A 26,341-nucleotide genomic window follows, 5' to 3' on the forward strand; every position below is an offset into this window, starting at 1 on the left:
ATTTACAACAAAAGCCAAATGGCCATCCGGTCAAAATAAAATTCACTAATCCTAAAAAACATTGAATTACAATAGTTTTATCCTTAACTTAAACACATCTTATTAACCTGATTATCAACCAATAAAACCCAACATTTTTTTTATTTGTTATGGATCAACCAAAAGTATTTATCAGCGTAGGTGGTACCACAACTGCCGAACAAGAGGAGTTTGTAAAGCACATTGAAGATAGGCTTCAGGCTGAAAACCTAACACCCAACACCATTGGAAGAAATAAATTCAGTGCCGACTCGCCGTTAAAATCAATAAAAGATTTAATGGATGAATGCTCGGGCATTTTGGTCATCGCTCTTGAACGTACTTATTTTGAAAAAGGCCTTGAAAAACGGGGGAGCACACAGGAGATACAGCTATCTACAACAAAATTTTCCACTCCCTGGAATCAAATTGAATCGGCAATGGCTTATGCCAAAAACCTGCCGATTTTAGTAATAGTTGAAGAAGGCGTACGGGCCGAAGGGTTATTAGAAAAAGGCTACGACTGGTATGTAATGACCGCAAAGCCCAATCAAAGCTCGTTGTTAACAGCCGAGTTTAATGGGGTTTTGGCAAGCTGGAAGAGTAAGGTAGAAAAGCTCAATCTTAGTAAAAATGATACTACTGCCCTAAAAAAGAAAGTTGTTCCCGATGAATTAACTATCGGAGATTTAGTATCGGGCATGAAGCCTGCTCAGTTATGGGGAGTATTGGGTGCCATTATCGCACTGATGATTGGTATTTTTGTGATTGGCCAACATTTTCCGGTTAAGTAAAATTTGCTATTAGGGCTATCTTTTAACTACAAAACAGGTAGTAAACCTTAACAATATTAATTATTTTGCTTAGTCAAAACCCAATCACCTAACCAACTATGACAATCAATACCCCTATCGAAATCTCCCTAAGTAAAACCAAAATAATAAAAGGCCTTTTAGGCTCAGTAGCTTTTGTAGCAATCGGGCTTTGGATCTTAATTTGTCAGCCCCATATCGGCAATCCTGTTTTTGATAATATACTTGTTAAATATGGGGCATCAACCGCTTGCATTATTTTCTTTGGTTTCACGACGTTTTTCTTCCTCAAAAAGATGAGCGATAAAAAACCTGGCTTAATTATCAATAACGAAGGTATTTATGACAATTCAAGCGTTGGTTTGATTCCCTGGAGCGATATTACCCGCTTCAGCATTTCAAGTGTAATGAACCAACAATTTCTGGTCATCGGCCTGAAAGATCCGGAGCAATATATAACTGCACAAACAAATCTGTTTAAGAAAAAGAGTTTTGACTTTAACTATAAAAACTACGGCTCACCCCTTGCTATTTCGGCCAGTACGTTTGAATATAATCTATATGAATTAAAAGCAATGCTTGAAAATAAACTAATGGGGCAACAAGCAAAGAACCCGGAAGTTTCTGAATAATAAGCTACATCAACTCATTATCCTTTTTAACATGATAAGCCTTGTACGACAGGTAAAACAAGGCCAGCGCAGGCAAAGCACCAAGGATTACCCCTACTGTATTTGGTTTTGGATAGGTAGTTACTATTTGTACAATAAGCAATATGGTGGCAATTATACCACCTATTAAATAAAGATATTTGAATTTGGGGTTCATGTTTAAATATAACAACGTCACCCAAAACTTGTTTCGGATCCTCACACCCTAACAAATCATGAATGACGAATCTATTTTATATCAGACTTACGAAGTTTTTAAAACTTCGTAAGTCATAAGGCTTTCAAATTGATTTACCGTTTCAATTCATACTTAGCAGGCACATCAGGTACCAACTTAAATACAGCAGCTGCCAGCGGAGGTATGGTTATTTTAATAGACTGGCTTTTACCATGCCAGCCCACCGGATCGCTGTTTACCGGCTCATAATTAATGATGCCGCTGCCCCAGTATTTATTATTATCCGAGTTAAAGATCTCTTTCCATTTACCTGCAGCAGGCACACCTATCCGGTAATCACGACGGATAACCGGCGTCATGTTCAGAATGATCATCAGGTCGTTTTTGCTGTCGTGGCCCATCCTGCGGTATACCAGTATGGAATCATTGGCATTGCCGCCATCAACCCATTCAAAGCCCTGGTGCGAAAACGCTTTTTCGTACAAAGCAGGCTCGCTGCGGTATAAGTGGTTCAGCGCTTTAACTGTTTCGCTGATACCCTGGTGGTTTGGAAATTGCAGCACATGCCACTGTAACGACTGGCCAAAATTCCATTCGTCACCCTGCCCAAATTCGCCGCCCATAAACAGCAGTTTTGAGCCCGGGTGCGTGAACATATAGCCGTACATTAACCGCAGGTTGGCAAACTGCCTCCACTCATCGCCCGGCATTTTGCGCAGCATACTGCCTTTGCCATAAACCACCTCATCGTGCGAGAAAGGCAGCATAAAGTTTTCGGTAAAGGCATATATGGTACTAAAAGTTATCTCGTTATGATGGTATTTACGGTGAATAGGATCTTCATGAAAATAATCAATAGTGTCATGCATCCAGCCCATCATCCATTTCATACCAAAACCTAAACCACCCAAATAAACCGGGCGACTAACACCGGTAAACGAAGTAGACTCCTCGGCTATGGTTTGTGTTGATGGGAAATTGCTATAAACAGCTTCGTTAAATTCTTTCAGGAACGATATGGCTTCGAGATTTTCGTTACCGCCGTACATATTGGCTTCCCATTCGCCGTGCTTGCGCGAGTAATCGAGGTACAGCATCGAGGCCACCGCATCCACACGTAAACCGTCGGCATGGTACCTGTCGAGCCAGAACAGCGCGTTACTGATCAGGAATGCCCTAACCTCGTTACGGCCATAGTTAAATATATATGATTTCCAGTCGGGATGGAAACCTTTTCGGGCATCGGCATGCTCGTAAAGGTGCGTACCGTCAAACTTGTAAAGGGCATGAATATCACCCGGAAAATGTGAAGGAACCCAATCCAATATCACGCCGATACCTGCTTTGTGAAACTCTTCAATCAGGTACATCAACTCCTGCGGCGTACCGTAGCGCGATGCCGCAGCAAAATAGCCGCTTACCTGATAACCCCAGCTTGGATAGTATGGATGCTCCATGATCGGCATAAACTCCACATGTGTAAAGCCCATTTCCTTTACGTAAGGCACCATTTTTTCGGCCAGCTGTGTATAGGTCAAAAATTCATCCGGACTTTCCCAGTTGCGTGCCCATGAGCCTAAATGCACCTCATAAACTGAATATGGCCTGTCAAGCGCGTTATGCTCATGACGGGTTTGCATCCATTCCTGATCCTTCCATTCATAAAATGTATCGGCAACTATGGAGGCTGTACGTGGCGGCAATTCCCAGCGTAAAGCAAAAGGATCGCTTTTTTCCAGGTCTTCGCCCGTTGATGATTTGATGTAATATTTATATGTTTCGCCAACACCCACATTGGCAATAAAACCTTCCCAAATACCCGATGAATCCCAGCGGGCGTTCAAGCTGTGCGAACCGCGGTTCCAGCCATTGAAATTACCAATTACTGCCACATATTGCGCGTTTGGCGCCCAAACAGCAAAGTAAGTACCAATAACACCCTGGTATTCCACCACATGCGAACCCAGTTTTTCGTACAGCTTATAATGCTTGCCTGATTTAAACAAACTGATATCAAAATCGGTAAGGCGGCTATATGGTTCAACGGCTTTAAGCTTTACGGGCTGCGCAGGGGCAGTTTCAACCGGTTTATCGGCTTTCGCTGCTTTATCTTTAGCCGAAGCAGCTTTTTTAACGGCAGCTGGCTTTTCGGCAGTTACTGTTTTAGCTTTAGCCGGAGTAGCTTTTTTAACGGCAGCAGGCTTTTCGGCAGTTACTGTTTTAGCTTTAGCCGGGGCAGCTTTCTTTTCGGCGGCAGGCTTTTCGGCAGCTACTGCTTTTGTTTTAACTGCTTTTTTAGGTTCCGGAGTTCCTGTTTCAGGCGTTACTTTATCGGCTTTGACCTTAGTGACGGCTTTTTTTTCCTTTACAGGCTTTGCATCCGGTAAAAGATTTTCGGTTTTAGTTGTTTTTTTGGCCATGATATAAGATAACCTGTTAGGGTGTTATTAGATAACCCAAATCACAGGAATGAGTTTGGTTTATATGCAATCAAATATAACAGGATTAATATATTATGCAGGGTTTTGGAGATTTATTTTTGGAGGTGGCCTCCGTTACCTCACCCCCACGTCATTGCGAGGTACGAAGCAATCCCCTACTTACAGAGCCTGTTAGCTGGTCGGCTATTCGTTTAACAAATCATCATATAAATCCTTCCACTCGGGATTCAATTGATTAACAAGATCAGCTTTCATTTGCCGGCTTCCGCCCTTTATCGCTTTTTCAGCTGCAATTGCTTCTTCGATATGAGGATAAAAAATATAATACACCAGTTTACTACAATTGTATTTAGCAGTGAAACTTTGTGGATAAGTTTTATTTCTATGATCCCATATCCTACCAACGATATCTGATGTTACTCCGGTATATAATACTGAATGCGTTTTGTTTGTGACGATATAAACACATCCGCCGCGTTGCATAACCATAATGCAATGATAGGAATATTGGAGATTTTTTTCCGGTGGCTCTGTACAGTTCGCGATTGCTTCGTACCTCGCAATGACGGAAGAAAGTAAGGATACGAAGCAATCCTGGATGAGCAAAACTACTCTGTATAGTCGGGGATTGCTTCGTACCTCGCAATGACGCTTGCAGAAGAAAGTTGAGTTATATTATTTGCTTATCTCAATATGCTTAAAGTTTTTACTAAACTTAAACTCTACCGTTTTATCTTCATTGATCTGGAACTCTTTTACGCTTTTACCATCAACTGTTATTTTTGATGGTGCAAACGGTAAACCTATCAGGTTAAAATGATAGCCGTCATAGCGCGGGGTGTACAAACCTTCCAGGCTTTGGTCGATAGTTACCGATCTTGAATTGCCGTTTACTACAAATTTTTTCTCCAGGTAAATATCCTGCTCGTAGGCAAAAGTTTCGCCGTAATCTTCAAACAGGAATGAGTTTACCTCGTAATCTGTATAGTAGATATTCAGTTTTACTTCTTCAATCTCTTTTTGGCCAACGTATTGCATTACCGGGTATTCAGGTATCACCGAACCGGCTTTAACAAATATCGGTATGGTTTCAAGTGGGGTATCAACAGATACTTCCTGGCCGCCATCAACAACTTCGTAAGTCCAGAAGTTGTACCATTTACCTTTTGGCAGGTATACGTTACGTTTTTTCTGGCCTGGCTCCATTACCGGGCAAACCAATATCTTATCGCCATAAGTAAACTCATCCTGGCGGAAATGGTTGAGCTGCGTATCCTGCTCGTGCATTACTATCGGCCTCAAAATAGGGAAACCGTAACGGTGATGCTCCCAAAAAGTTGAGTACAGGTAAGGGATTAAACGGTAACGAAGCTCGATGAATTTACGGTTGATAGCAGTAAACGGCTCCCCGAAACTCCATGGTTCACGCTCTTTGGTATCACCGGCAGAGTGTGCACGCATGAAAGGTGAGAATGTCCCCATCTGGATCCAGCGGGTAAACAGTTCACCGTCAGGCTCGCCGCTAAAGCCGCCGATATCTGTACCGCAAAATGGGATGCCCGATATTGATAAACGCTGGCACTGGATATTACCCAGTTTCAGATGTTCCCATGAGGCTACGTTATCACCAGTCCACACCGATGAAAAGCGTTGCACCCCAGAGTAACCAGCCCTTGTAATGGTAAAAGGACGTTTATTTTTCATGATCTTACGCAAACCTTCGTAGGTTGAGCGTACCATCTGCATACCATAAATATTATGTGCCTTACGGTGCGAACCGCGGTAACCATCGTACTGGTGGCGTACATCATCAGGGAAAGTACCTGCACCAAATACGGCAGGCTCGTTCATATCGTTCCAAACACCAGCAACGCCCATTTGTACCAACTCGTCAAACAAGCCTCCCCACCACTCACGCACTTCGGGATTGGTAAAATCAGGGAACTGGCATCGGCCCGGCCATACGTGGCCTTCCATAAAATAATCGTCGCTACGGCGACAGAAATAGCGTTTCTCCTTACCCTCTTTAAACACCGAATAGTTATCGTCCACACGGATCCCCGGATCAATAATTACAACCGTTTTAAAACCATCGGCTGCAAGCTCGCTGATCATCTTTTTAGGATCGGGAAAATACTTGCGGTTCCAGGTAAAGCAGCGGTAACCATCCATGTAATCGATATCCAAATAGATACCATCACAAGGGATCTGGTTTTCGCGGAAGCCTTTGGCAATTTTCCTCACCTTAGCCTCTGGGTAATAGCTCCAGCGGCATTGGTGGTAGCCCAGCGCCCAAAGCGGCGGCATGGGGTGGGTACCGGTTAGGGTATGGTAGCTTTTTACCACGTCCATCATGTGCGGCCCGTGGATATAATAATATTGCAGTTCGCCGCCGTCAGCCCAGAAACTTGTTTTAGTCCTGTCTTCGGCGCCAAAATCAAACTGCGCTTTAAATGTATTATCAAAGAAAATACCGTGTGCTATGCCCTCATTTACGCTAATGTAAAAAGGGATACTGCGGTATAAAGGGTCCTGGTTCCACTGAAATGAGTAAGCATCAGTGTTCCAGTTTTTAAGCCTTTTGCCACGCAGGTTAAATTCGGTCGGTTTATCGCCCAGGCCAAAAAAGCTTTCGTCGGGTGCACAGGTTTTGGTGCAAAATACATAGTAACCACCTGCCTGTACGTTCTCTTCCCAGTGCATTGGTACGGCATCGGCGCTGGTTACGTGGTTATTGCTATCCGAAAAAGAGATAAAGAAATCCTTTTTGCGGATATGGCAATTTACTTTATAGGTTGATACACGGAATTCGTTATCATCTTCATGCAGGGTAAAACCTGCGGCCTTAGTTGGCAGCTTGGGTACGCCGTATGAAAAATCTTCCAGGAAAACGCTGTGCGGCGCAAGCCTTACACGGATGATCTCGTCGGTAACAACTATTACCTCAACTTTGGCATCGCCATCGGTAAAGTAGAACTTATTCCCTACTTGATCGGCATGATTGGGTACACCGAGATACTTTTTTACAACAGGCTTAATACCATCGGCAGGGTTATTAAGGTGGTGAAACTCCTCTTCTTCTTCCAGTAAGTTCTCTGCTTCAACTAACTTACTTGTTATCAGCTCCGGATTTGGGGTATTACTTTCCATTCAAATAAATTAGTGGTTCTGCAAATATGTATAAAGTGTACTTACTACGCAATATACAACAATTGAATTAACGAAAAACCATTAACCGTGCCAAATCCTTAACTTTTATTCAATTTGCAGCCTCAATAATTTGGATTTTCTTACCATCCTGCACAAAAAGAACAGCTATCGCTGCCAAAAACATAAAAACACCTGCCATTACCAAAGCATATATAGCGTGGCCGCTGTAGGCGTACTTCACTATTGGCCCGCCAATAATGCCGTTTACAATTTGAGGGAAGGTGATAAAGAAATTAAAGATGCCCATATACACGCCGATCTTTTTGGCTGGTATTGAGCTTGATAAGATAGCGTAAGGCATAGCAAGGATACTACCCCAGGCCAGGCCAATGCCAACCATTGACACTATCAACAAATGCGGGTCAGAGATAAAGAACACCGAGATCAGCCCCAAACCACCCATAGTTAATGAAAACGCGTGTGCTTTTTTACGGCTCAGTTTTTTAACTATGCGCGGCAACAACAGCGCATACACTGCCGATACTAAATTATATACACCAAACAATACATTTACCCAGTTGGCGGCATCATTATAAGCTGCGGACGAGGTATCACCTGCCGGAATGTGGTAAACATGATCTACAACTGCCGGGGTGGTAAATACCCACATAGAGAAAAGCGCGAACCAGGAGAAGAATTGTACCAAACCCAACTGCTTCATGGTTTTAGGCATATTCGCCAGATCGGAGAAGATCTCTAACAAACCGCCCTTATGCCCCGATTCCGTTTCGTCCTTTTCATGAAAGGTTGCGTAAACTTCGGGAGGGTATTCTTTGGTGCGGATCACCGTCCATAAAATAGCGCCTATCAATACTGCTGCGCCGATATAAAAAGAATAAAGCACATTATCGGGCACAATACCCTGATTGGCCGTTTTCCCTACCCCAAACCACTCGGCAAAAACATAAGGCAGCCACGAACCTATTACCGCACCTACGCCAATTAAACAGGTTTGCATAGAGAAGCCGGTAGTATGCTGACTGTCGGGCAGGTTATCGGCCACCAATGCCCTGAAGGGTTCCATGGCTACGTTAAACGAGGCATCCATGATCATAAGCATCCCCGCTCCTACTACTATTGGCGGGATCAGCGCTGCCAGCATTGATGAGTTTGGCATAAAGAACAAGGCTACTCCGGATAAAATTGCACCCGTTAAAAAATACGGCCGGCGGCGACCAAGACGGTTCCAGGTCCTGTCACTATAGTGACCAATTATGGGCTGAACAATCATGCCTGTTATAGGGGCAGCTAACCAAAACCACGACAGATGCTCCACATCGGCACCAAAAGTTTGCAGTATCCTGCTGGCGTTACCTGTTTGCAGGGCAAAGCCAAATTGGATGCCCAAAAAGCCGAAGCTCATGTTAAAGATCTGCCAAAAGCTTAATCGTGGCTTTTGCGCAATGGTTGGTTTATTTTGGTTCATTAGTTCATTGGTTCAATAGTTCATTGGTGGCTGCTGTCTATTATCCACCATGTCATTGCGAGCGCAGCGTGGCAACCGCATGCTATACAGAGCGGCTCTGTACAGTATGCGATTGCGTCGTCGTTCCTCCTCGCAATGACATAAGGAAGGCAATCTAAAACTCCAACAACATCCCACTCATAGCCGGCAGACTTACTTCAACACCGTTTTTAATATCATCGGTATTGAATTTGGCGCCGCTCAGCAGATCGGTAAATTGTTTATGGCCGCTTTGGTTTAATTTTGTTAACAGGTCTTCCGGCAGCTTTACGGTTATTTTACGCTCGCCCCGGTTAAAATTGGTTATCACTAATATACGCTGATTGTTGGTGTACCGAAGATAAATGTACTGGCGGGTATCAAAGCCCGGCTGGTGTTCATTGGCTATCATCAGCTCATAAAAGCTGCCTGTTTTTAATGCTTCACTATTATGAACAACGGTAAGCAGGTTATGATAAAAGCCTCTTAGCTTCTGTTGATCGGCAGATAATTTTGCACCATCATATTCATGGTTATTCACCCATTTCTGATGCTCGGGTACACCCCAATAATCAAATATAGAGGTACGGCCATCACTGCCGCTAAAGCCTTCGGTACCGAGGGCAGGCTCGCCAACTTCCTGGCCAAAATATATCATTACCGGGCCCGTATTGAGTGTGGCGGTAACAATCATGCCGGGTACGGCCAGCCATGGGTTGCCTGCAAAATCGTTAGCGGCAATGCGCTGCTCGTCATGGTTTTCCATAAAGCGGAGCATGTGCTCGTCGATGCCTTTGCTATCGTGGTTCCAAACCGCATTGATTTCCCAGGTTGATGAGTTGTGCTCATCGCGGGTCAGGCGTTTGATGGCATCATACAGGCCTACTTTATCGTACAGGTAATCAAACTTTCCTTTAAAAATATAGTCGCTGTATCTGCCTTTGTCATAAGCTTCGCCTATGAATACTAAACCGGGGTGTTCGGCTTTTAGCTTCGGGATTACCCAACCCCAAAATTCAATGGGAACCATTTCCACCATATCGCAGCGGAAACCATCCACACCTTTTTCACTCCAGTAATGCAATATGTCATAAACCTTATTCCAAAGTGGCGGGATAGGATCAAAATGCCCCCGTCGGTGATCCATATAGTCAACACCGTAGTTCAGCTTCATGGTTTCAAACCAATCATTGATTGAGGGCGCAGCGCTGAACACATCATTACCTGTAGCCTTGGCAGGGTTTTCATCAAATTTACCGTCCTTCAGCGGGCTTTTAAACTCATCCCCTCCCGGGTTGTAACCAGCCGGCACCACAAAAGGCTGACCGGGCATATAGTAAAAATCGTTAGCAGGGCTAAAAGCTTTGCCTTTATCATCATCTTCTCCAAAATCGCGTACGCCGGCAGGTTTAACATCCGAGCCGTAAGTGCGGGCAACATGGTTTGGAACTAAATCCATCAAAACTTTTAAGCCGTTGCTATGGGTACGTTTGATGAGCGCTTCATACTCGCCGATGCGGTTTTTAACATCAACCGCCAGGTCGGGATCGATATCATAATAATCTTTAATGGCATACGGCGAACCAGCCCTACCCTTCACAATATCCGGATCATCGGCTTTGATACCGAATTGCGAATAATCAGTCATGGTGGCGTGCTCAATTACACCGGTATACCAAACGTAGGTAAAGCCCATCTTTTTAATTTCCTGCAGGGCTTTATCGTTGATATCGTTAAGCTTGCCTACTCCGTTTTCTTCAATGGATCCATTCGTTTTATTAAGCGTTTGGGTATTGCCAAACAGGCGGGGCAGCAGCTGGTATATAATGAGCTTATGATTGGTAATTGGTTCCATGCGTTTTTTTGTATGATGTTTTTGTGCGCAACTTGTGTTGAACAGTAACACTGCACTTAAAATAAAGATTGAATTTAACTTCATAAAACGGCCTTTTTTATATTAACACGGTGTGCTACAATACCGCCGACTGCCGAAAAAATCAAAGCCATAAGAATATCTAAAACCGGATAGGGAAAAAGTTCGATCCCCAGCATAAGTAATGCTATCCATGCAAAAAAGCCTGCAACCCAGGGCAAAACAATTGCCACCGTTAAGTTATATAGCTGTTTTTTTTCTGTGAGATGGATAGCGAGGTATCCAACGCCGTAAAAAAATGCAGCGTTAAATAACAGCGAAAAAATAAATGAAAACAAAGATGGCTCATGCGGCATCAAAAGTGCAGGCAACAAAAATATCCCTCCTGTCAAAAAACCTGCACCTATTATAATCCCAATAACCCACTTCATATTTTTCTTTTATGCTTCAACTAATAATTCATCATTAGCCTTAACCAGTTGTTCCTTACCATAAACCAATACAGTTGTTTCCACATCCGATGCATTTTTGATCTGCACGCCTTCCTTGCTCACTTTAATATTCAGCAGCGCACCGCGGAAACCGATGTGGAACGAAAACGACGACCATTTTTCGGGGATGAACGGCTGGAATACCAGTTTACCATCCCTTACACGCATGCCACCGAAACCTTCCACAACAGCCATCCAGGTACCGGCCATTGAAGTGATATGACAGCCATCCTCGGTATCATTGTTATAATCATCCAGATCTAAACGGGCGGTACGGAGGTAAAACTCGTAAGCACGGGCTTCATCACCTAACTTGGCAGCCAAAATAGCGTGGACACAAGGTGACAATGATGACTCATGCACCGTACGCGGCTCATAAAAATCAAAATTGCGGCGAATGGTATCTATATCATACTGGTCTTCAAAAAAGTAGATCCCCTGTAATACATCCGCCTGTTTAATATAGCACGAACGCAGGATCCTGTCCCAGCTCCATTTTTGGTTGATGGGACGCTCCGATGCAGGCAGGTCTTTTACCAAGATCTGTTCTTTGTCGAGGTAGCCGTCCTGTTGTAAAAACACCTGGCGCTTTTCGTCATACGGATAATACATTTTATCGATGATATGACTAAACCTGCTAAACTCAGTTGCTTCATCCAGATTGATCTTGCTTGCCAATGCAGCATATTTTGATGGGTCGCCGGCTTTTACTTTAGCGGCAACGTCCATAGTATATTGCATACACCAGGTAGCCAATGTACTGGTATACCAGTTATTGTTTATATTGTTCTCATACTCGTTTGGCCCGGTTACACCCAGCATTACATACTGCTCCTTATCCTCCGACCATGTAACCCTTTGCGACCAGAACCTCGCTATACCCAACAGCACTTCCAAACCATAATCGCCTAAATAAGCCTCATCTCCCGTGTAACGCACATAGTTGTAAATAGCAAAAGCAATAGCTCCGTTGCGGTGGATTTCCTCAAAGGTGATCTCCCACTCATTATGGCACTCGGTACCATCCATGGTAACCATGGGGTACAGGGCGGCACCGTTTTTAAAACCTAACAGCTGTGCATTTTCAATGGCTTTACCCAATTGCTTATAGCGGTACAACAGCAAATTACGGGTAACTTTTTGCGGCGCTGTCGACAGGTAAAAAGGCACGCAATAAGCTTCGGTATCCCAATAAGTTGAGCCTCCGTATTTTTCGCCGGTAAAACCTTTGGGACCTATATTAAGGCGGTCATCTTCGCCGGTGTAGGTTTGGTTAAGCTGGTAAATATTAAAGCGGATGGCCTGCTGTGCCGATATATCTCCCTCAATAATAATGTCGTTATGTTTCCATTTTTCGGCCCAGGCGGCAGCTTGTTCGGCCAGCATGGTATCAAAACCTTTGATGCTGATGCGATTTAAAGTGGCGTTTAACTGGTCAATCAGTTCTTCGGGCTTGTAATTTTGGGAGGAAATGTTGGTTACAAATTTAACTATACTGAAGGCCTTTCCTTCTTTACTGTTCAATACTATTTTTGAGGCTACATATTTTTCCTTTTCAATAGGTTGAATCTCAGGTTCGTTAGCGCCATGATCCTGTAAAAGACTGAATCGCATACCTGTAGCTACTTCAAAACCTGTTTTCTTAGTACGCATTACTATATAACCACCATACAGATGATCATTAGCCTTACTTACCTCATCCCAAAATTTTTCATCATAGTTGGAATCTTTGTTCACTACATCACCATCAATAGAAGGCGTTAGAGTGATAGCACCGCTAAAATTTAATGGCGTAATGGTGTATTTAATGGCACCTGTTTCATCATCGGCCATGCTGCAAAAGCGGATAGCTTCTACCTTAACTTCTTTACCAGATGCTGTTTTGGCCCGAAAATCACGCTTCAGGTAACCTTCCTTCATATTCAGTTCCCGGCAGAAGTCCAATACTTCGCATTTAGCCAGATCAAGTTGTTCGCCATCTAATACCACATCAATACCTACCCAGTTGGCGGCGTTGAGTACTTTGGCAAAATATTCGGGGTAGCCGTTTTTCCACCAGCCAACGCGGGTTTTATCGGGATAGTAAACCCCGGCTACGTAGTTACCTTGCAGTGTATCGCCGCTGTAAGCTTCCTCAAAATTGGCACGCTGGCCCATCCGGCCATTGCCCAAACTGAAAATACTTTCTGAGATCTTATTATAATGAGGGTCGAAACCTTCTTCAATTATCTTCCACTCATCAGCTTTTATGTAATTTTTCATTTAGTCACTTATTTAATACCCAACATGTCATTGCGAGCGTAGCGTGGCAATCGCATGCTATACAGGTCGGCCCTGTACAGTATGCGATTGCTTCGTTGTCCTTCCTCGCAATGACATATCTTTTTATTACAACTTATACAATTTATCCAAAGTCATTTCATCCAAACCTTTAATCACCAGATTGGCCCCCTTGAGCACATCGGGCGAGCCTATGCCTACTACCTTCATATCGCCGGCAAGGGCTGCTTCAACGCCTGCAATGGCATCTTCAAATACCACGCATTCCTCGGGTTGAACGCCCAGAGCTTGCGCACCGGCTAAAAACACTTCAGGATCGGGCTTGGCTTTGCTTACTTTATTGCCGTCAATTACGGCATCAAACATATCGGTGATACCAATTTTTTCCAGTATGGTCATGGAGTTTTTACTGGCTGATCCCAGTGCCGTTTTAAGGCCTACCGTACGGCAGGTTTTTAAAAATTCTTTAGCTCCGGGCAGGATTTCTTCGGGTTTCATCTGGTTTACCATTTCCATATACCAGGTGTTTTTTTGAGTGGCCAGCTGCTCCTGCTCAGCTTCGGTTTTGGTAACGCCACCCCAGCCTAATATTAATTGCAGCGAACGTACGCGGCTTACGCCTTTAAGCTGTTCGTTCTGGTGTTCGGTAAAATCAAAACCAAGTGAGTTGGCCAGCCTTTTCCAGGCTTTATAATGGTAAACGGCAGTGTCAACAATTACACCGTCGAGGTCAAAAATACAAGCTTTTATAGTATTCATTTTATTGGATAAAACACAGGGAATTAGTCCCCTAAGATATTATTTTAATGGGTAACACCGGGGATTAATTCCAACACCAAAGTTGTTTTGCCCGGTATGGTGACTTTATCCAGACCAATCACTTCATCTGTTAGTACATTCCTGGCTTTTTTGGCATCACCAATGCGTTCAAAATACCTTGCAGTAGCGGTTTCCTGCTCCTTATCGCTGCTGTTGAACATGATCATGACCGTTTTTTGGGCGTCGTACCTGAAATAAACATAAATGCCTTTTTCTGGTACAAACTGCATCAGTTTACCTGTTTGCAGCGCCGTAGTAATTTTGCGGTAGTTAGCCAGTTTGCTTACATAGTTATAGGCATCGTTCTCTTTTTTACTGCGGCCTTCGGCGGTAAACTTATTGTCCTTATCGCCGGCCCAGCCACCCGGAAAATCTTCCCGAACTAAACCATCGGGGTTGGATAAATTTTTCATCAGGATCTCATCGCCATAATACATTTGCGGCACACCACGCATGGTGAGCAGCATAGCCATTGCCGACTTGTATTTGATAACATCCTCGCCCACAACCGATAACAGACGGCTCATATCATGGTTATCCATAAATATGGTATTGCGGGTAGCATCCTGGTATAAAAAATCCTGTGCAACTACGGAGTACAGGCGACCAACACCGTCAGTCCAGCCATCGCTGCCATTAATGGCTTCGTAAATGGCATCCTTTAACACGCCATCAGTAATGCCTGGCAATTGGGTATCAAAGCCCCGGTTAACGGTATTGCCCTGTGTAAAAAACGCCTGGTTAGCGGCCGACCATACCAGCGTTTCACCAAATATGGAAAGCTTAGGGAATTCCGCTTTTACGTCTTTTGCCCATTTGGCCATATACACAGGCTCGTTATAAGGATAAGTATCCAGCCTGAAACCATCGATACCGGCATACTCCACCCACCAGATGTGGTTTTGGGTAAGATAGTTTTGTACATAAACATTGTTCTGGTTCAGATCGGCCATGCGGTGATCAAACCAGCCATCCTGCATCAGCTTGCGGTCCATTGGCGAAGCATGCGGATCCATCACCGCCGCATCGCGGAAGTTTGATTTGGTATACGTTGGCCATTGGTGTACCCAGCTTTTCATCGGTATATCCTGTATCAGGTAGCCTTCGGTACCTGCGTGGTTATGCACCAGGTCTTTGATCACCTTTAAACCCAGGCTGTGACATTTTTCAACAAACTTTTTGTAAAGGTCATTAGTGCCGTAGCGCGGATCTATCTTATAATAATCGGTAACCGCATAACCATGGTATGATGCATGCGGCTCATCATTCTCAATTTCGGGTGTAAGCCAAATGGCTGTAACGCCTAAATTTTTCAGGTAATCGAGATGGTTCATGATCCCCTGCAGGTCGCCCCCGTGGCGGCTGAACATCGAATCGCGGTGGATGCCGCGTTCGCGCAGGTTATCGAATGAATCGTTAGTAGCGTCGCCGTTGCTAAAGCGGTCGGGCATGATCAGATAGATCAGATCTTTACTGGTAACGCCCTGCGCCTTGCCTGCCGACTTATCGCGTTTGTTAAGCGTGTAGTTGTAGCTAAGATCTTTTTCACCTGCTTTCTTAAATTTTATCGGGAACGTTCCCGGAATAGCAGATGAAAAAACTTGCAGGTCGACAAATAAATAATTAGAATTTTCGACTTTGTGTACTGCTTTAAGCTTAACGCCAGGGTAGCTTAATGACACGCTTCGTGCCGCGATGTTGTTGCCATGAACCACCAGTTGCAGGTTAGGATTGCTCATGCCAACCCACCATGACATAGGCTCAACACGCTCAAGTGCAGGCGCTTGTGCCTTTACACCCAAAGCAGCCAGTAAGCAACATAAGGTGGATAGTAAGGTTTTTCTCATATATGAAAATGATAAAAGGATAATTGGCTTGGCGACGGGCTTGCCCGTAACCACGTTTCAAATTTATAATAAAATTAATTGCTTGTATGAAAAAGTTACAGATAAGTTAATTGCGATAGTATTCAACTGGCAGGTAACAACCTTAGTAGGTTTATAACTTACATCGTCGCCCTCTTGGCCGGGCGGGGCCAGTCACTTTTTCCTTGATGAAAAAGTAACCAAAAAATCAAGACAAAAAAATGCTTCAACCCACAGGCCATACTCCCAGGCCCGCTTTTTTGTCGGGCCTACGCACTTTTGTTTTGGTTGTTATAATATCTTCTGTCCTTCATTAAACGCTCATTGTCTTGTTTCTTAACTCTTACCATCATGTATCTTTTCCCAAACCCGTCGGCAGGTAAGCTTCGGGTGAAAGTGGGCAGAACAATGGTAGCCAGTGCGGCTGCAGGGGCATAGCAAGTTTTTGCAGAAGTCGGGGCCGGCGCAGTCAGGGCAAAATAATTGCAGCCTGTGGTTCTGCCCGCTTTGCAGGGTAAAGGCCAGCGCAGGATGAGTGGGCAGGTCAGTGCGGCAAAGAAGCCTCCCTGCCGACTTGAGTTACTCACTATTGTTTTTTTTGTTATAGTGTTCGTTATCTCGCTATCGCTCGGTCTTGGTTACTTTTGTGTCAAGACAAAAGTAACAGCCACCCGCGGCAATTGAGCGGGCCAATGTCAGTTGAATACAACTAAAGCTCTCACTACCACCAAATCTGTTAATAATTTTTTTGTCTTTATTTGGATTGATTACAAATAATGCCAATATTTGCATCTGTTATATGATTGCGACCACCGAACTAACTTTATGGACCGACGTTTTCAACACCAAAACTGGTGCTGTTTACCAGTGTGATACGGAGCGTTGCTGGTATGTTGATTTCGCAGGTAAGGTTGCCCGGTTTGATCACCGTTGCCTCATGAAGCTGCGTAAGGCAATTTATGCTATTGATATTGAGCAAAAGCTGCTTAATACCACAACCGGCCCCGATGTTGAGATCATTTTCATCTGCGCTTGTGATCATTGCTATGTACTTTCCCTGGCTCAGGTAATCAACCTGAAGGAGTTATTGGAGGGTACTTTTGTGATGCTGGAACTCAACCATATTATCCACGACCGCCTTTACAGTAACTCCCTGTAGTTTAGATCAATTCTTGTTATAATTTAGATTAATTTCATATTATCTTTAAATTAAACTAATATGCTTTAACTGCATTATTATTGTATTATAATTCCTGCAATAAGGCATATAACGTTTAATTTACCAGATCATGAAAGACCTACTCCGCATAAAAAGCCTGATATCATCAGATATCGAATCGCTTTTAAACCAGCAAGTTAAAAAAGAAGCACTCTCATCATCAATATATTTAGCCATGGCTTCATGGTGTAATCGTAATGGTTATGATTTTTCGTCAGAATATTTTTTTAAACAAGCCGATGAAGAACGTCATCACCAGTTAAAATTTTATAAATATATCCTTGATATGGGCGGCAATGCAGTATCACCTGAAATCACCGGCATTAAACAGGAATATAACTCATTCCGCGAAGTGTTTGAAGAAGCCCTTGACCAGGAGATCAGCGTAACCAATTCTATCAAAAACATTTATGCACGCTGCATGAAAGAACAGGACTTTATAACTATGGAGTTCCTGAACTGGTTCCTGAAAGAACAACGCGAAGAAGAATACAAAGCCCGTCGCGCGCTCGAACTATTTGAAGTTATTGGCGAAGAGGGTACCGGCAGGTGGCAGATTGACAAACACGTTGGCCAGATAAAATATGATAGTGAGGCGTAATAGCCTCACCCTGCCCTCTCCAAAGGAGAGATTTAAGCAAAATGCCTTTCGGTTTCGAAAGGCATTTTTTTTGATATGATTATTTTAAGCCCTCTTATTTGGAGAGGGTTTGGGTTGAGGCTAATTACTTTATCAGATCCATCAGCTTCAAAACATCTTTGGCGTGGTACTCCTTTAACCAGGTATTGCCGGGCTGAATACTGCATATCGGGGCATATTTGCACCTGTCGGTGCACTCTGTCTCAATTACCTCAATCTCCTCGGGGCCGTTATAATGCTTGATATACGCCTTGGCTATCTTGTACATATCCTTACCGCCGCGTTTTCCGCATTTGCTGCCTACACATACGTACAGCACTTTATCAGGTATGGTGAATTTGCTCATGGTGGTAATTGTTAAAATTACGTTAATAAATAGCAAAGTTAATGCTAAAAATTATCCGAACCGGGATTTATTGGATTTATGAGATTTAAAGGATTTTTCCTTTATGATTCTTCCTCCATACTAAGTCTCTGGATTACAGTATATTTCTATTTAGAAAACTTTAAGTCCGCTGTACGAAGTCTCTGACATCGAACAGCGTTATTTTTCCAGACATACTCTTTTACATCCCCGCCAGCTTCTTCTTAATAAAACCGGCCGCTTTGGTATATCCTCCCTCCGATCCATCTACAAAATGAATATGACCGTCCTCCAGGTCGCGCACATAGCATGACATTACGGATTCACGGCTTACGTGGAAGCCGAAATATAGCTCCCCATCATTTTCCAGTTTGGTTAATACCTCCTGCAGCTTTTTTCTTTGTGCCGATGTACCCGATATCACAGTATTGATCTTTCCGTCAATAACCAGCGTGTCCGACATTTCAACCAAACGGTTCAGGTAATGCTTACCTTCTTTGGTGTTGAAATAAACATAGACGTACAACATTACTACCCATTCTTTGAGCAACTCCATCACTTTTATCCTGCCTAACTTCACTTTCATTTCCCGTCCCAGTCTGTCGAAGGTTGACTTAAGCTTTAGCTTGGGCACTGAGATAGGCTGCCGCTTTTCCGAATCGCCGTATATTTCATCAATATAACAGATCACTTTTTTGAAAACTTCGGCCTGTTTGTTTTCCTCCCGGGCCACTACCAGTAACGATACCACCTCCTCAGTATTTTTGGGCGGAGGGATCTTGTCCCAGCGGCATTGCATGCCGGTCAGGTCAAGCTCTTCCTCTTGTGCCATATAATCTAATGATTCCCCCTCACGGCCTTTTATTACTTTTTCGGCATAACTCAGGCCATTGCCTAAAACAACCGGGATAGTAAAATTTCCCGAAGTGCAATATTTACTGATGCATAACTTATAACCCTCGTCATAAACCTGTTTAACCGGCACAATACCGGTACGAAGCTCAAAGTCGAAGTTTTTACGGGTATTTTCCTTATACAAAGCAAGCGCCTGCATCACGGTATCAACAATGGGTCTGGGTACAATAAAGGTTGCCCCATCGCCGCCAAAAAAGAATGGCACAGTTATATTGTGCTTAAAGGCGATATTGAGCACCGATACAATGCTGCCGGTAGCAACAAAGTTCACATTTTCGTGCTGCCCGCTGGTTACGGCGAGGGTGCTTCCCTTAATATCAGTAATGATGATATGCCAGTCGGCTGGTACATTATTAAACAATTCATCTTTAATAAAAAGCTCAGCAAGCGGTATGGTGTTCACTCTCAGGTCCGAATAAAAGTTTTGGTTAATGGCTGGCATCTTTCTTTAAATAAAAACAGGCTGATTATGTTTTAAAGATCGGGTTCAATTACGAAAACTGTACGGTAGCGATGTAAAAAATATTTTATATGCTGTGATATTTCAAAGATAAATTCGACATTCAACACGGGCTAACCCTACTGTTATAAACCACCAAACAAAATCTAAATAAATGAAAGCAATTGAAATTATCTCTATCCCTGTAACAGATCAGCAAGCAGCTAAAGAATTTTACCTTAAACTTGGCTTTGAGGTATTGGTTGAAGCCAACTTTGAAAAACAAACCTGGATCCAGATGGCATTTCCCGGTTCGTCTATTTCCATCACACTGGTAAACTGGTTTCCCGAAATGCCCGCAGGCAGTGTACGCGGCTTTGTAATTAAAACCGATGATCTGGATAAAGAGATTGAAGAACTAAGAGCCAAAGGCCTTGAAGTAGGCGATGCCGAAAAAACGCCATGGGGCCGGTTTGCAGCCGTTAAAGATCCTGATGGAAACACACTGAGTTTGCATGGGAAGTAATTTTCAGATGTGCAGATATGCAAATTTCAGATGTGCAGATTGTTTGCTGATTATATAAGCTTCGTCAAATCATCTGCACATTTGCATATCTAAAACCCGCACATCAATAAATTCATCTGCATATTTGCACATCTGAAATCTGCACATCAACAAATGTTCAAAAAGCACCTATCATTCCTCCTCGTCCTTGTATTACTTATAATTGCCGGGTGTAACCCTAACAATACCAAACAACCCGATGCCGGTGTTTATAAAGTTGTTAAGGTAAAAGACGGTGATACTTTGGGCTTACTCAGCAGCGATAACCAACAGGTTACCGTAAGGCTTGCCGAAATTGACTGCCCCGAAAAATCGCAGGCTTTTGGACAGGCGGCCAAAAAATTCACTTCCGATCTGTGCTTTGGTAAAGAGGTAAAATTAATTGGTAACGTGCATGACCGCTATGGCCGCACCGTTGCACAGGTTGTGCTAACCGATGGCACCAACGTAAATTATGCGTTGGTAAAAAACGGTTATGCCTGGCAATACAAAGCCTACTCCAAAAGCACCGAACTGGCGGCGTTGGAACAACAGGCCCGTGAAAACAAGCTTGGTTTATGGCAGGATGTTAACCCAACCCCGCCCTGGGATTTCCGCAGAGAAAAGAAACAGCCCAAAACAGATTCACTTCAAACCCCCAAACCTAAAAAACATTACCATAAGCGTAAACCAAAGCTTGAATATGCTGCCTAAATGGTTAACTTTATGGGCATCATTACCTAAGCAATGAAGTTTATAAAAGCGCTTATATCCATCTTTTTTACATTACTGCTCATTTGGGCACTGCAAACTAAAATCGGATCCGTTCCGCCACTCGGCAAATTCCTGAGCCCGGCTGATGGCTTTTGGCAAAATGCCGAAAGCAAACACATTTTGTCAACCCGCGACCTTAAACTTAAAGGTTTACAGGGCAAGGTTACCATTAAGTTTGATGAAAACCACATCCCGCACATTTTTGCAGAGAACGAACACGACCTGTACTTTGCCCAGGGATACATGACCGCTACCGACCGCCTTTGGCAAATGGATATCCAAACCCGGCAGGCAGCAGGCAGGCTTGCCGAAGTTATAGGCCCCAAAGTACTGGATATTGACCGCTATCACCGCCGTATGGGCATGGTTTATGGTGCCGAAAAAACAATAAAGGCAATGATGGCCGATCCTGTGATACGCAACATGATCCTGGCGTATACCGATGGCATCAACAGTTATATCCATCAGCTAAACCCGAGGGATTACCCGATAGAATTTAAACTGCTTAACTATGCCCCCGAGGATTGGAAACCGATAAACTGCGCATTTTTGCTTAAGCTGATGTCGGAAACATTGGCCGGCGGCTCAAACGAATTTGCCATGACCAATATCCTGCGCAAATTTGGCCCTGCAACTACAAATGATCTTTTCCCCGATTACCCTATGCATGAAGATCCCATCATCCCCATAGGGACAAAGTGGGATTATTTTAAACCATTGCCTATCCCCAAACCATCAAAAAACTTTTTGGCCAGTATGACAGACAGTGCCAATACCAAACCCCGTGTTGAAGGCATAGGCAGCAATAACTGGGCGGTAGCTGGTAGTAAAACAGCAAGCGGGTACCCAATTTTAGCTAACGATCCGCACCTTAATCTCACGCTTCCATCCATCTGGTACCAGGTGCAGCTTTCAGCACCGGGCATGAATGTTTATGGGGTATCCTTACCGGGTGCACCCTGCGTTATTCTGGGCTTTAACAACAATATCAGCTGGGGTATTACCAATGTTGATGCCGATGTACTGGACTGGTACCAGGAAAAATTCAGGGATCCTAAAATGGATGAGTACTGGTACAGCAACAAATGGAATAAAACTACACGCAGGATTGAAAAAATTGATGTACTTGGCCTCCCCCCTGTTTATGATACCGTTGTATATACCCACCATGGCCCGGTTGTATATCAAAACAATGCCCAAAAAGCTGATGGTTATGATTTTGTGCCGATAGGACATTCCCTGCGATGGATAGCACACGAACCATCAAACGAGCTGATGGCCATGTACCTGCTCAATACGGGTAAAAACTATGATGATTACCGCAAAGCACTTACCTTTTTCAGCGCGCCGGCATCAAATTTTGTTTTTGCGAGTAAAGATGATATAGCCATTACCCCTAATGGTAAATACCCGCTTAAATATAAAGACCAGGGCAAATTTATTTTAGATGGAACCGACCCTGCAGATGACTGGCATGGCTGGGTACCATTTGAACATGACCCTACCGTTAAAAACCCGCCGCGGGGCTTTGTAAGCTCGGCCAATCAATCATCAACAGACCAAACCTATCCTTACTATATCGATTGGTCGTTTGCACCATACGAGCGAGGCAAACGCATTAACGACAGGCTTACCGCTATGACCAAAGCTACCGTTGATAGTATGCGCATCCTGCAAACAGATGTGTACAGTATCCGTGCACAGGATGTTTTACCAACCCTCCTCAAATATATTGATCCAACAAAACTTGACGCTATCCAACTTACTGCTTATCATGAGATCAATAAATGGGACAAAAATTTTGCGCCAAATTCAATCGGAGCTACGGTATTTGCCAACTGGTGGTCGCAACTGTACAATGCTGTTTGGGGTGATGATTTTGCAGATAATACCCTGCAGAACAATCTCCCGTCAATGGACCGTACCGAGCGGTTGCTGTTAAAAGAGCCTGATTCCAAATGGTTTGATGATATCCGCACACCTGCAAAGGAAACTGCTGCAGATATAGTCAATAAAGCATTTACAGTTGCTGTAAACGACATTATCCAAAGGTGCGGCAAACCCGGTGCAGGCTGGCAATGGGGTAAATTTAAAAAAATGGAGATAGCCAGCCTGTTACGCCTGCCGGCTTTTGGTTCGGGCAATTTTGAATCGGGCGGCACAGGCACAACCATTAACGCCTTAAATGATGGCCATGGCCCGTCATGGCGCATGGTAGTACAAATGGGGCCAAAGGTAAAAGGCTACGGCATTTTCCCCGGCGGCGAATCGGGCAATCCAGGCAGTTTCTTCTATAATGATATGTTCAAAACCTGGAATGAGGGACAGTTAAAAGAATTGCTTTTCATGCAATCGGCCAATGAACAGTCGCCACGCATTAAATCAACTTATACATTAACCGGTAAATAATAGCAACATGCCATTCCTCATTATACTTATACTTTCATTTGCCAGCGGATATTTTTTACCCTGGTGGATAGTTGCCATCATATCATTTTTGACAGCACTTTTTATTGGTACTACAGCAAAAAGCTCCTTTTGGCAAGCCTTTATAGCTGTTTTGATTGTGTGGGTAGTACTGGCATTGTTTAAAAGCATCCCTAACGATCACATCATGGCTACGCGCATAGCCCATTTATTTAATTTGCCGGGCTGGGGTTATATACTGGCGGTAACTGGCATTTTAGGCGGACTGGTCGGCGGGATGTCGGCGCTTTCGGGGCTGCTGCTCAAACGGGCATTTCAAAAGCATTAAAAAAAATGCCCGGCTGAAATTCCGGGCATTTTTTTTATCAACGTGTTATTTTTTAAAACGCAGCCAATGTTTCTTTCAATGTTTTAACTGCGTCAGTAGTGCTGGCCGCCTGGGCAAAAATATCCTGCGAGGTTGCTTTTGCTCCGTAGTAAGCAGCATTTGAGTCTTTATCAATACCCAGGTTTGAGCCATTAATAGATATACCTGCAAATAAGCCTTTACTGCGCGAATAAGAATATACCTCAGCCTGTAACTTATAATCGGTACTTGCCGTTGAACTACGCCCAACCGGACCTGCCGCTGCAGAAATATCACCACCAATGGTAAAATCGCCGTTTTTAACTTTAGTTAATACGCCTTTGTCACGGAACACCAATACCAGATCTACCGATTGTACCCCTATCTGCAAACCAAAACTGCCGCCTGTAAGGGTAATAAATACCGGGTCGCTCCACTTGCCGTTGCCCAGTTTTACCATGGCAACGCCTTTTCCTCGCTTACCGCCTATGCCAAAGCCTGCATTGATCATTTTAGGAATGATCACGATACCTTCGTATTCTTCCAGTAATTGGTGCGGGATACTTTCCTTCATTTTGGCAAATTCTTTCAACACATTCGATGCGTTGTGGATGCGCTCCGTTTGTTTGCTGTCGTCATCGGCCGGCTTTGCCGATATCATTACAAAAAAGAGGCCTAACAAAACCGGGAGCCTCAAAAATTTCAATGTTTTCATGGGGTTGGATGATTAATATAATTAACTATTGTATGCTTCGATACTTAACTAACCCCCAAAACACGTACTTGTTTTTCAATTTTATGTAATACCAAAGTCAAACGCGCTCAATTTTGCATATAAAACAGCAAGCCTGGGCATTTCTGGCATGCAAATATTCTACATTATCGTTTTCGGCAAATATCTCCTTAATCAGCTCGTCCACATCAGCATCACCAACAAGCCTGGTTAAAACCATTTGCTGCGTCTTGCTGTAACCAATGAGCGACAACGGAAAGCTCTTTTTATTAGCCTTGATCTCGGGCGGGAAACGATAGATATCGCTGTATTCCTCTACATCATTAGCATGGATAAAAACCGGCCCCGGCTGGTTATAAGCATTTTCAATTTCAAAAGGCGAATGTTTTAACAACAGTCGCTTATCAACATTACGCTCAAAGGGTTTAAGCGAAACCCGACAAGGCCCAAGCCCGGTAGCCAGTTGCTCAACAACCTCGCCTCCAAAATCGTCGGTCATGGTAGTTCTTATTTTTTGCGCGAATGATTTGGATAGCGGTACAATTTTAAATGTGTTCATGATTATTATTTTTGATACATCAAAGGTCGGGTGAAGCCCGGGGCACTTCAACCCGAAACTTGCGGAGTTTGAACCATGATTTCTGGGATTAAAGGATTCACCGGATGTATAGTAAATAACAAACAGATAAAATCCATTAATCTAAAAAATCAGTTTAATCCCGGTTCAGACAATCTGCACATCTGAAATCCGCACATCTGCACATTTCCTTATCTTTGCCTTCAATGAACAAGCCAGGTAAACAGCAGGTATTTTCTATCAGTACCGATGAGCAATTTAATGAAACAGCCTTGCAGGTTTTCAATTACCAGGCAAAACATACCCCGGTTTACAGGCAGTTTATTGCGGGATTAAAAATTGATCCGTCATCAATTACATCCTACGGGCAAATCCCTTTTTTACCTATTGAGTTTTTTAAATCGCACAGCATATTAAGCACCGGTGAACCTGTTGAAGTAACCTTTACCAGTTCGGGCACTACAGGTATGATCACCAGCAGTCACCTGGTTATTGACAAAACCTGGTATGAGGAAAGTTTCCGTAAGGCATTTGCCCTTTTCTATGGCGACATCCGGGATTATACTGTTTTAGCCCTGCTGCCCTCTTATCTGGAGCGCGAAGGCTCGTCGCTCATTTATATGGTTGATGACTTAATCAAACAATCAAACAATCCAGATAGCGGCTTTTTTTTGTACAACCATGATGAACTTTTTCATCAGCTTAAAAAGCAACAGGATGCCGGGAAACCGACACTTTTAATAGGTGTAACTTTCGGTCTGCTTGATTTTATTGAAAACTACCGGGTAAACTTCCCCGAACTGGTGGTGATGGAAACCGGCGGCATGAAAGGCCGCCGCAAGGAAATGATCCGCGAGGAACTGCATGAGGTTTTAGGTAAAGGCTTCGGCGTTAAACATATCCATTCAGAATATGGGATGACGGAACTGCTATCGCAAGCCTACTCTAAAGGTGATGGCATTTTTAATTGCCCGCCATGGATGAAGATCATCATCCGTGATACTAACGATCCACTAAGCACGTTACAAACAGGTAAAACAGGTGGCATCAGCGTTATTGACCTGGCCAATATCAACTCCTGCGCGTTTATTGCCACACAGGATTTAGGCAAGATCCATGCTGATGGATCGTTTGAGGTATTGGGCCGGTTTGATCAGTCAGACATCCGCGGGTGTAATTTGCTGATTGCTTAATATTATTGAGATTCAAGAGCTAAGAATCAAGAGTCAGGAAGGTCGTTAAATAAGATTTCGCCTTTTTT

At 43.6% G+C, this 26,341-nt stretch carries 24 protein-coding genes; 9 read left to right on the top strand and 15 right to left on the bottom strand.

The window, feature by feature from the left end; genetic code table 11:
- The first annotated feature begins 149 nt into the window (after positions 1–149).
- Complete coding sequence (locus ACFFGT_RS13325) at positions 150–812, top strand: hypothetical protein (RefSeq protein ID WP_377023033.1); 663 nt, start codon at positions 150–152, stop codon at positions 810–812.
- Positions 813–910: 98 nt separating this feature from the next.
- A complete protein-coding gene (locus ACFFGT_RS13330) occupies positions 911–1,462 on the top strand; it encodes an STM3941 family protein (protein ID WP_377023034.1) in 552 nt (183 codons plus the stop codon).
- A gap of 4 nt (positions 1,463–1,466) precedes the next feature.
- Here ACFFGT_RS13330 and ACFFGT_RS13335 read toward each other — a convergent pair whose 3' ends face one another.
- From ACFFGT_RS13335 to ACFFGT_RS13385, 11 genes are all read right to left on the bottom strand, one after another.
- A complete protein-coding gene (locus tag ACFFGT_RS13335; protein WP_377023035.1) occupies positions 1,467–1,658 on the bottom strand; it encodes a hypothetical protein in 192 nt (63 codons plus the stop codon).
- Between the two features lie 134 nt (positions 1,659–1,792).
- Entirely contained in the window at positions 1,793–4,099 is a 2,307-nt protein-coding gene (glgB, locus tag ACFFGT_RS13340; RefSeq protein ID WP_377023036.1) for a 1,4-alpha-glucan branching protein GlgB, read from the bottom strand.
- 204 nt (positions 4,100–4,303) lie between these two features.
- Complete coding sequence (locus tag ACFFGT_RS13345) at positions 4,304–4,609, bottom strand: GIY-YIG nuclease family protein (RefSeq protein WP_377023037.1); 306 nt, start codon at positions 4,607–4,609, stop codon at positions 4,304–4,306.
- A 186-nt stretch (positions 4,610–4,795) separates the two neighbouring features.
- Complete coding sequence (locus ACFFGT_RS13350) at positions 4,796–7,270, bottom strand: glycoside hydrolase family 31 protein (protein ID WP_377023038.1); 2,475 nt, start codon at positions 7,268–7,270, stop codon at positions 4,796–4,798.
- Positions 7,271–7,379: 109 nt separating this feature from the next.
- Entirely contained in the window at positions 7,380–8,756 is a 1,377-nt protein-coding gene (locus ACFFGT_RS13355; protein ID WP_377023039.1) for an MFS transporter, read from the bottom strand.
- Between the two features lie 154 nt (positions 8,757–8,910).
- A complete protein-coding gene (locus ACFFGT_RS13360) occupies positions 8,911–10,629 on the bottom strand; it encodes an alpha-amylase family glycosyl hydrolase (protein ID WP_377023040.1) in 1,719 nt (572 codons plus the stop codon).
- An 80-nt stretch (positions 10,630–10,709) separates the two neighbouring features.
- Positions 10,710–11,078 (bottom strand): hypothetical protein, encoded by a 369-nt coding sequence (locus tag ACFFGT_RS13365; protein ID WP_377023041.1) that lies wholly within the window; start codon positions 11,076–11,078, stop codon positions 10,710–10,712.
- Positions 11,079–11,087: 9 nt separating this feature from the next.
- Positions 11,088–13,400, bottom strand: coding sequence for a glycoside hydrolase family 65 protein (locus ACFFGT_RS13370; RefSeq protein ID WP_377023042.1), 2,313 nt, complete (start codon positions 13,398–13,400; stop codon positions 11,088–11,090).
- 126 nt (positions 13,401–13,526) lie between these two features.
- Entirely contained in the window at positions 13,527–14,177 is a 651-nt protein-coding gene (gene pgmB, locus ACFFGT_RS13375; RefSeq protein WP_377023043.1) for a beta-phosphoglucomutase, read from the bottom strand.
- A 44-nt stretch (positions 14,178–14,221) separates the two neighbouring features.
- Entirely contained in the window at positions 14,222–16,084 is a 1,863-nt protein-coding gene (locus ACFFGT_RS13380) for a glycoside hydrolase family 13 protein (RefSeq protein ID WP_377023044.1), read from the bottom strand.
- 287 nt (positions 16,085–16,371) lie between these two features.
- Positions 16,372–16,689: a hypothetical protein gene (locus tag ACFFGT_RS13385; protein WP_377023045.1), complete on the bottom strand. Its 318-nt coding sequence runs from the start codon at positions 16,687–16,689 to the stop codon at positions 16,372–16,374.
- A gap of 212 nt (positions 16,690–16,901) precedes the next feature.
- Between ACFFGT_RS13385 and ACFFGT_RS13390 the strand changes: the two genes are divergently transcribed.
- Both ACFFGT_RS13390 and ACFFGT_RS13395 read left to right on the top strand, forming a co-directional pair.
- The gene (locus ACFFGT_RS13390) at positions 16,902–17,261 is read left to right on the top strand and encodes a hypothetical protein (protein WP_377023046.1); all 360 of its coding nucleotides are present in this window, start codon (positions 16,902–16,904) and stop codon (positions 17,259–17,261) included.
- 130 nt (positions 17,262–17,391) lie between these two features.
- Positions 17,392–17,922, top strand: a complete 531-nt coding sequence (locus ACFFGT_RS13395) for a ferritin (protein WP_377023047.1) — start codon at positions 17,392–17,394, stop codon at positions 17,920–17,922.
- A 124-nt stretch (positions 17,923–18,046) separates the two neighbouring features.
- Here the strand turns inward: ACFFGT_RS13395 and ACFFGT_RS13400 are convergent, their stop codons facing one another.
- Positions 18,047–18,307, bottom strand: a complete 261-nt coding sequence (locus ACFFGT_RS13400; RefSeq protein WP_377023048.1) for a (2Fe-2S) ferredoxin domain-containing protein — start codon at positions 18,305–18,307, stop codon at positions 18,047–18,049.
- Between the two features lie 220 nt (positions 18,308–18,527).
- Positions 18,528–19,682, bottom strand: a complete 1,155-nt coding sequence (locus ACFFGT_RS13405) for a DUF3095 domain-containing protein (protein WP_377023049.1) — start codon at positions 19,680–19,682, stop codon at positions 18,528–18,530.
- A 172-nt stretch (positions 19,683–19,854) separates the two neighbouring features.
- Between ACFFGT_RS13405 and ACFFGT_RS13410 the strand changes: the two genes are divergently transcribed.
- The 4 genes from ACFFGT_RS13410 (at position 19,855) to ACFFGT_RS13425 (ending at position 23,752) form a co-directional block, all read left to right on the top strand.
- Complete coding sequence (locus tag ACFFGT_RS13410) at positions 19,855–20,205, top strand: glyoxalase superfamily protein (protein WP_377023050.1); 351 nt, start codon at positions 19,855–19,857, stop codon at positions 20,203–20,205.
- Between the two features lie 153 nt (positions 20,206–20,358).
- Entirely contained in the window at positions 20,359–20,937 is a 579-nt protein-coding gene (locus ACFFGT_RS13415) for a thermonuclease family protein (protein ID WP_377023051.1), read from the top strand.
- A 33-nt stretch (positions 20,938–20,970) separates the two neighbouring features.
- Positions 20,971–23,406, top strand: coding sequence for a penicillin acylase family protein (locus tag ACFFGT_RS13420; RefSeq protein ID WP_377023052.1), 2,436 nt, complete (start codon positions 20,971–20,973; stop codon positions 23,404–23,406).
- 7 nt (positions 23,407–23,413) lie between these two features.
- Positions 23,414–23,752: a hypothetical protein gene (locus tag ACFFGT_RS13425; RefSeq protein ID WP_377023053.1), complete on the top strand. Its 339-nt coding sequence runs from the start codon at positions 23,414–23,416 to the stop codon at positions 23,750–23,752.
- A 52-nt stretch (positions 23,753–23,804) separates the two neighbouring features.
- Here the strand turns inward: ACFFGT_RS13425 and ACFFGT_RS13430 are convergent, their stop codons facing one another.
- A complete protein-coding gene (locus ACFFGT_RS13430) occupies positions 23,805–24,485 on the bottom strand; it encodes a lipid-binding SYLF domain-containing protein (RefSeq protein ID WP_377023054.1) in 681 nt (226 codons plus the stop codon).
- Positions 24,486–24,582: 97 nt separating this feature from the next.
- On the bottom strand, positions 24,583–25,062 hold the full coding sequence (locus ACFFGT_RS13435) for a DUF1203 domain-containing protein (RefSeq protein ID WP_377023055.1): 480 nt from the start codon (positions 25,060–25,062) through the stop codon (positions 24,583–24,585).
- Between the two features lie 224 nt (positions 25,063–25,286).
- Here ACFFGT_RS13435 and ACFFGT_RS13440 point away from each other — a divergent pair, with 224 nt between their 5' ends.
- Complete coding sequence (locus ACFFGT_RS13440; RefSeq protein ID WP_377023056.1) at positions 25,287–26,273, top strand: LuxE/PaaK family acyltransferase; 987 nt, start codon at positions 25,287–25,289, stop codon at positions 26,271–26,273.
- Positions 26,274–26,341 lie beyond the last annotated feature (68 nt).

Source organism: Mucilaginibacter angelicae, assembly GCF_042434235.1.
Taxonomy (GTDB): domain Bacteria; phylum Bacteroidota; class Bacteroidia; order Sphingobacteriales; family Sphingobacteriaceae; genus Mucilaginibacter; species Mucilaginibacter angelicae.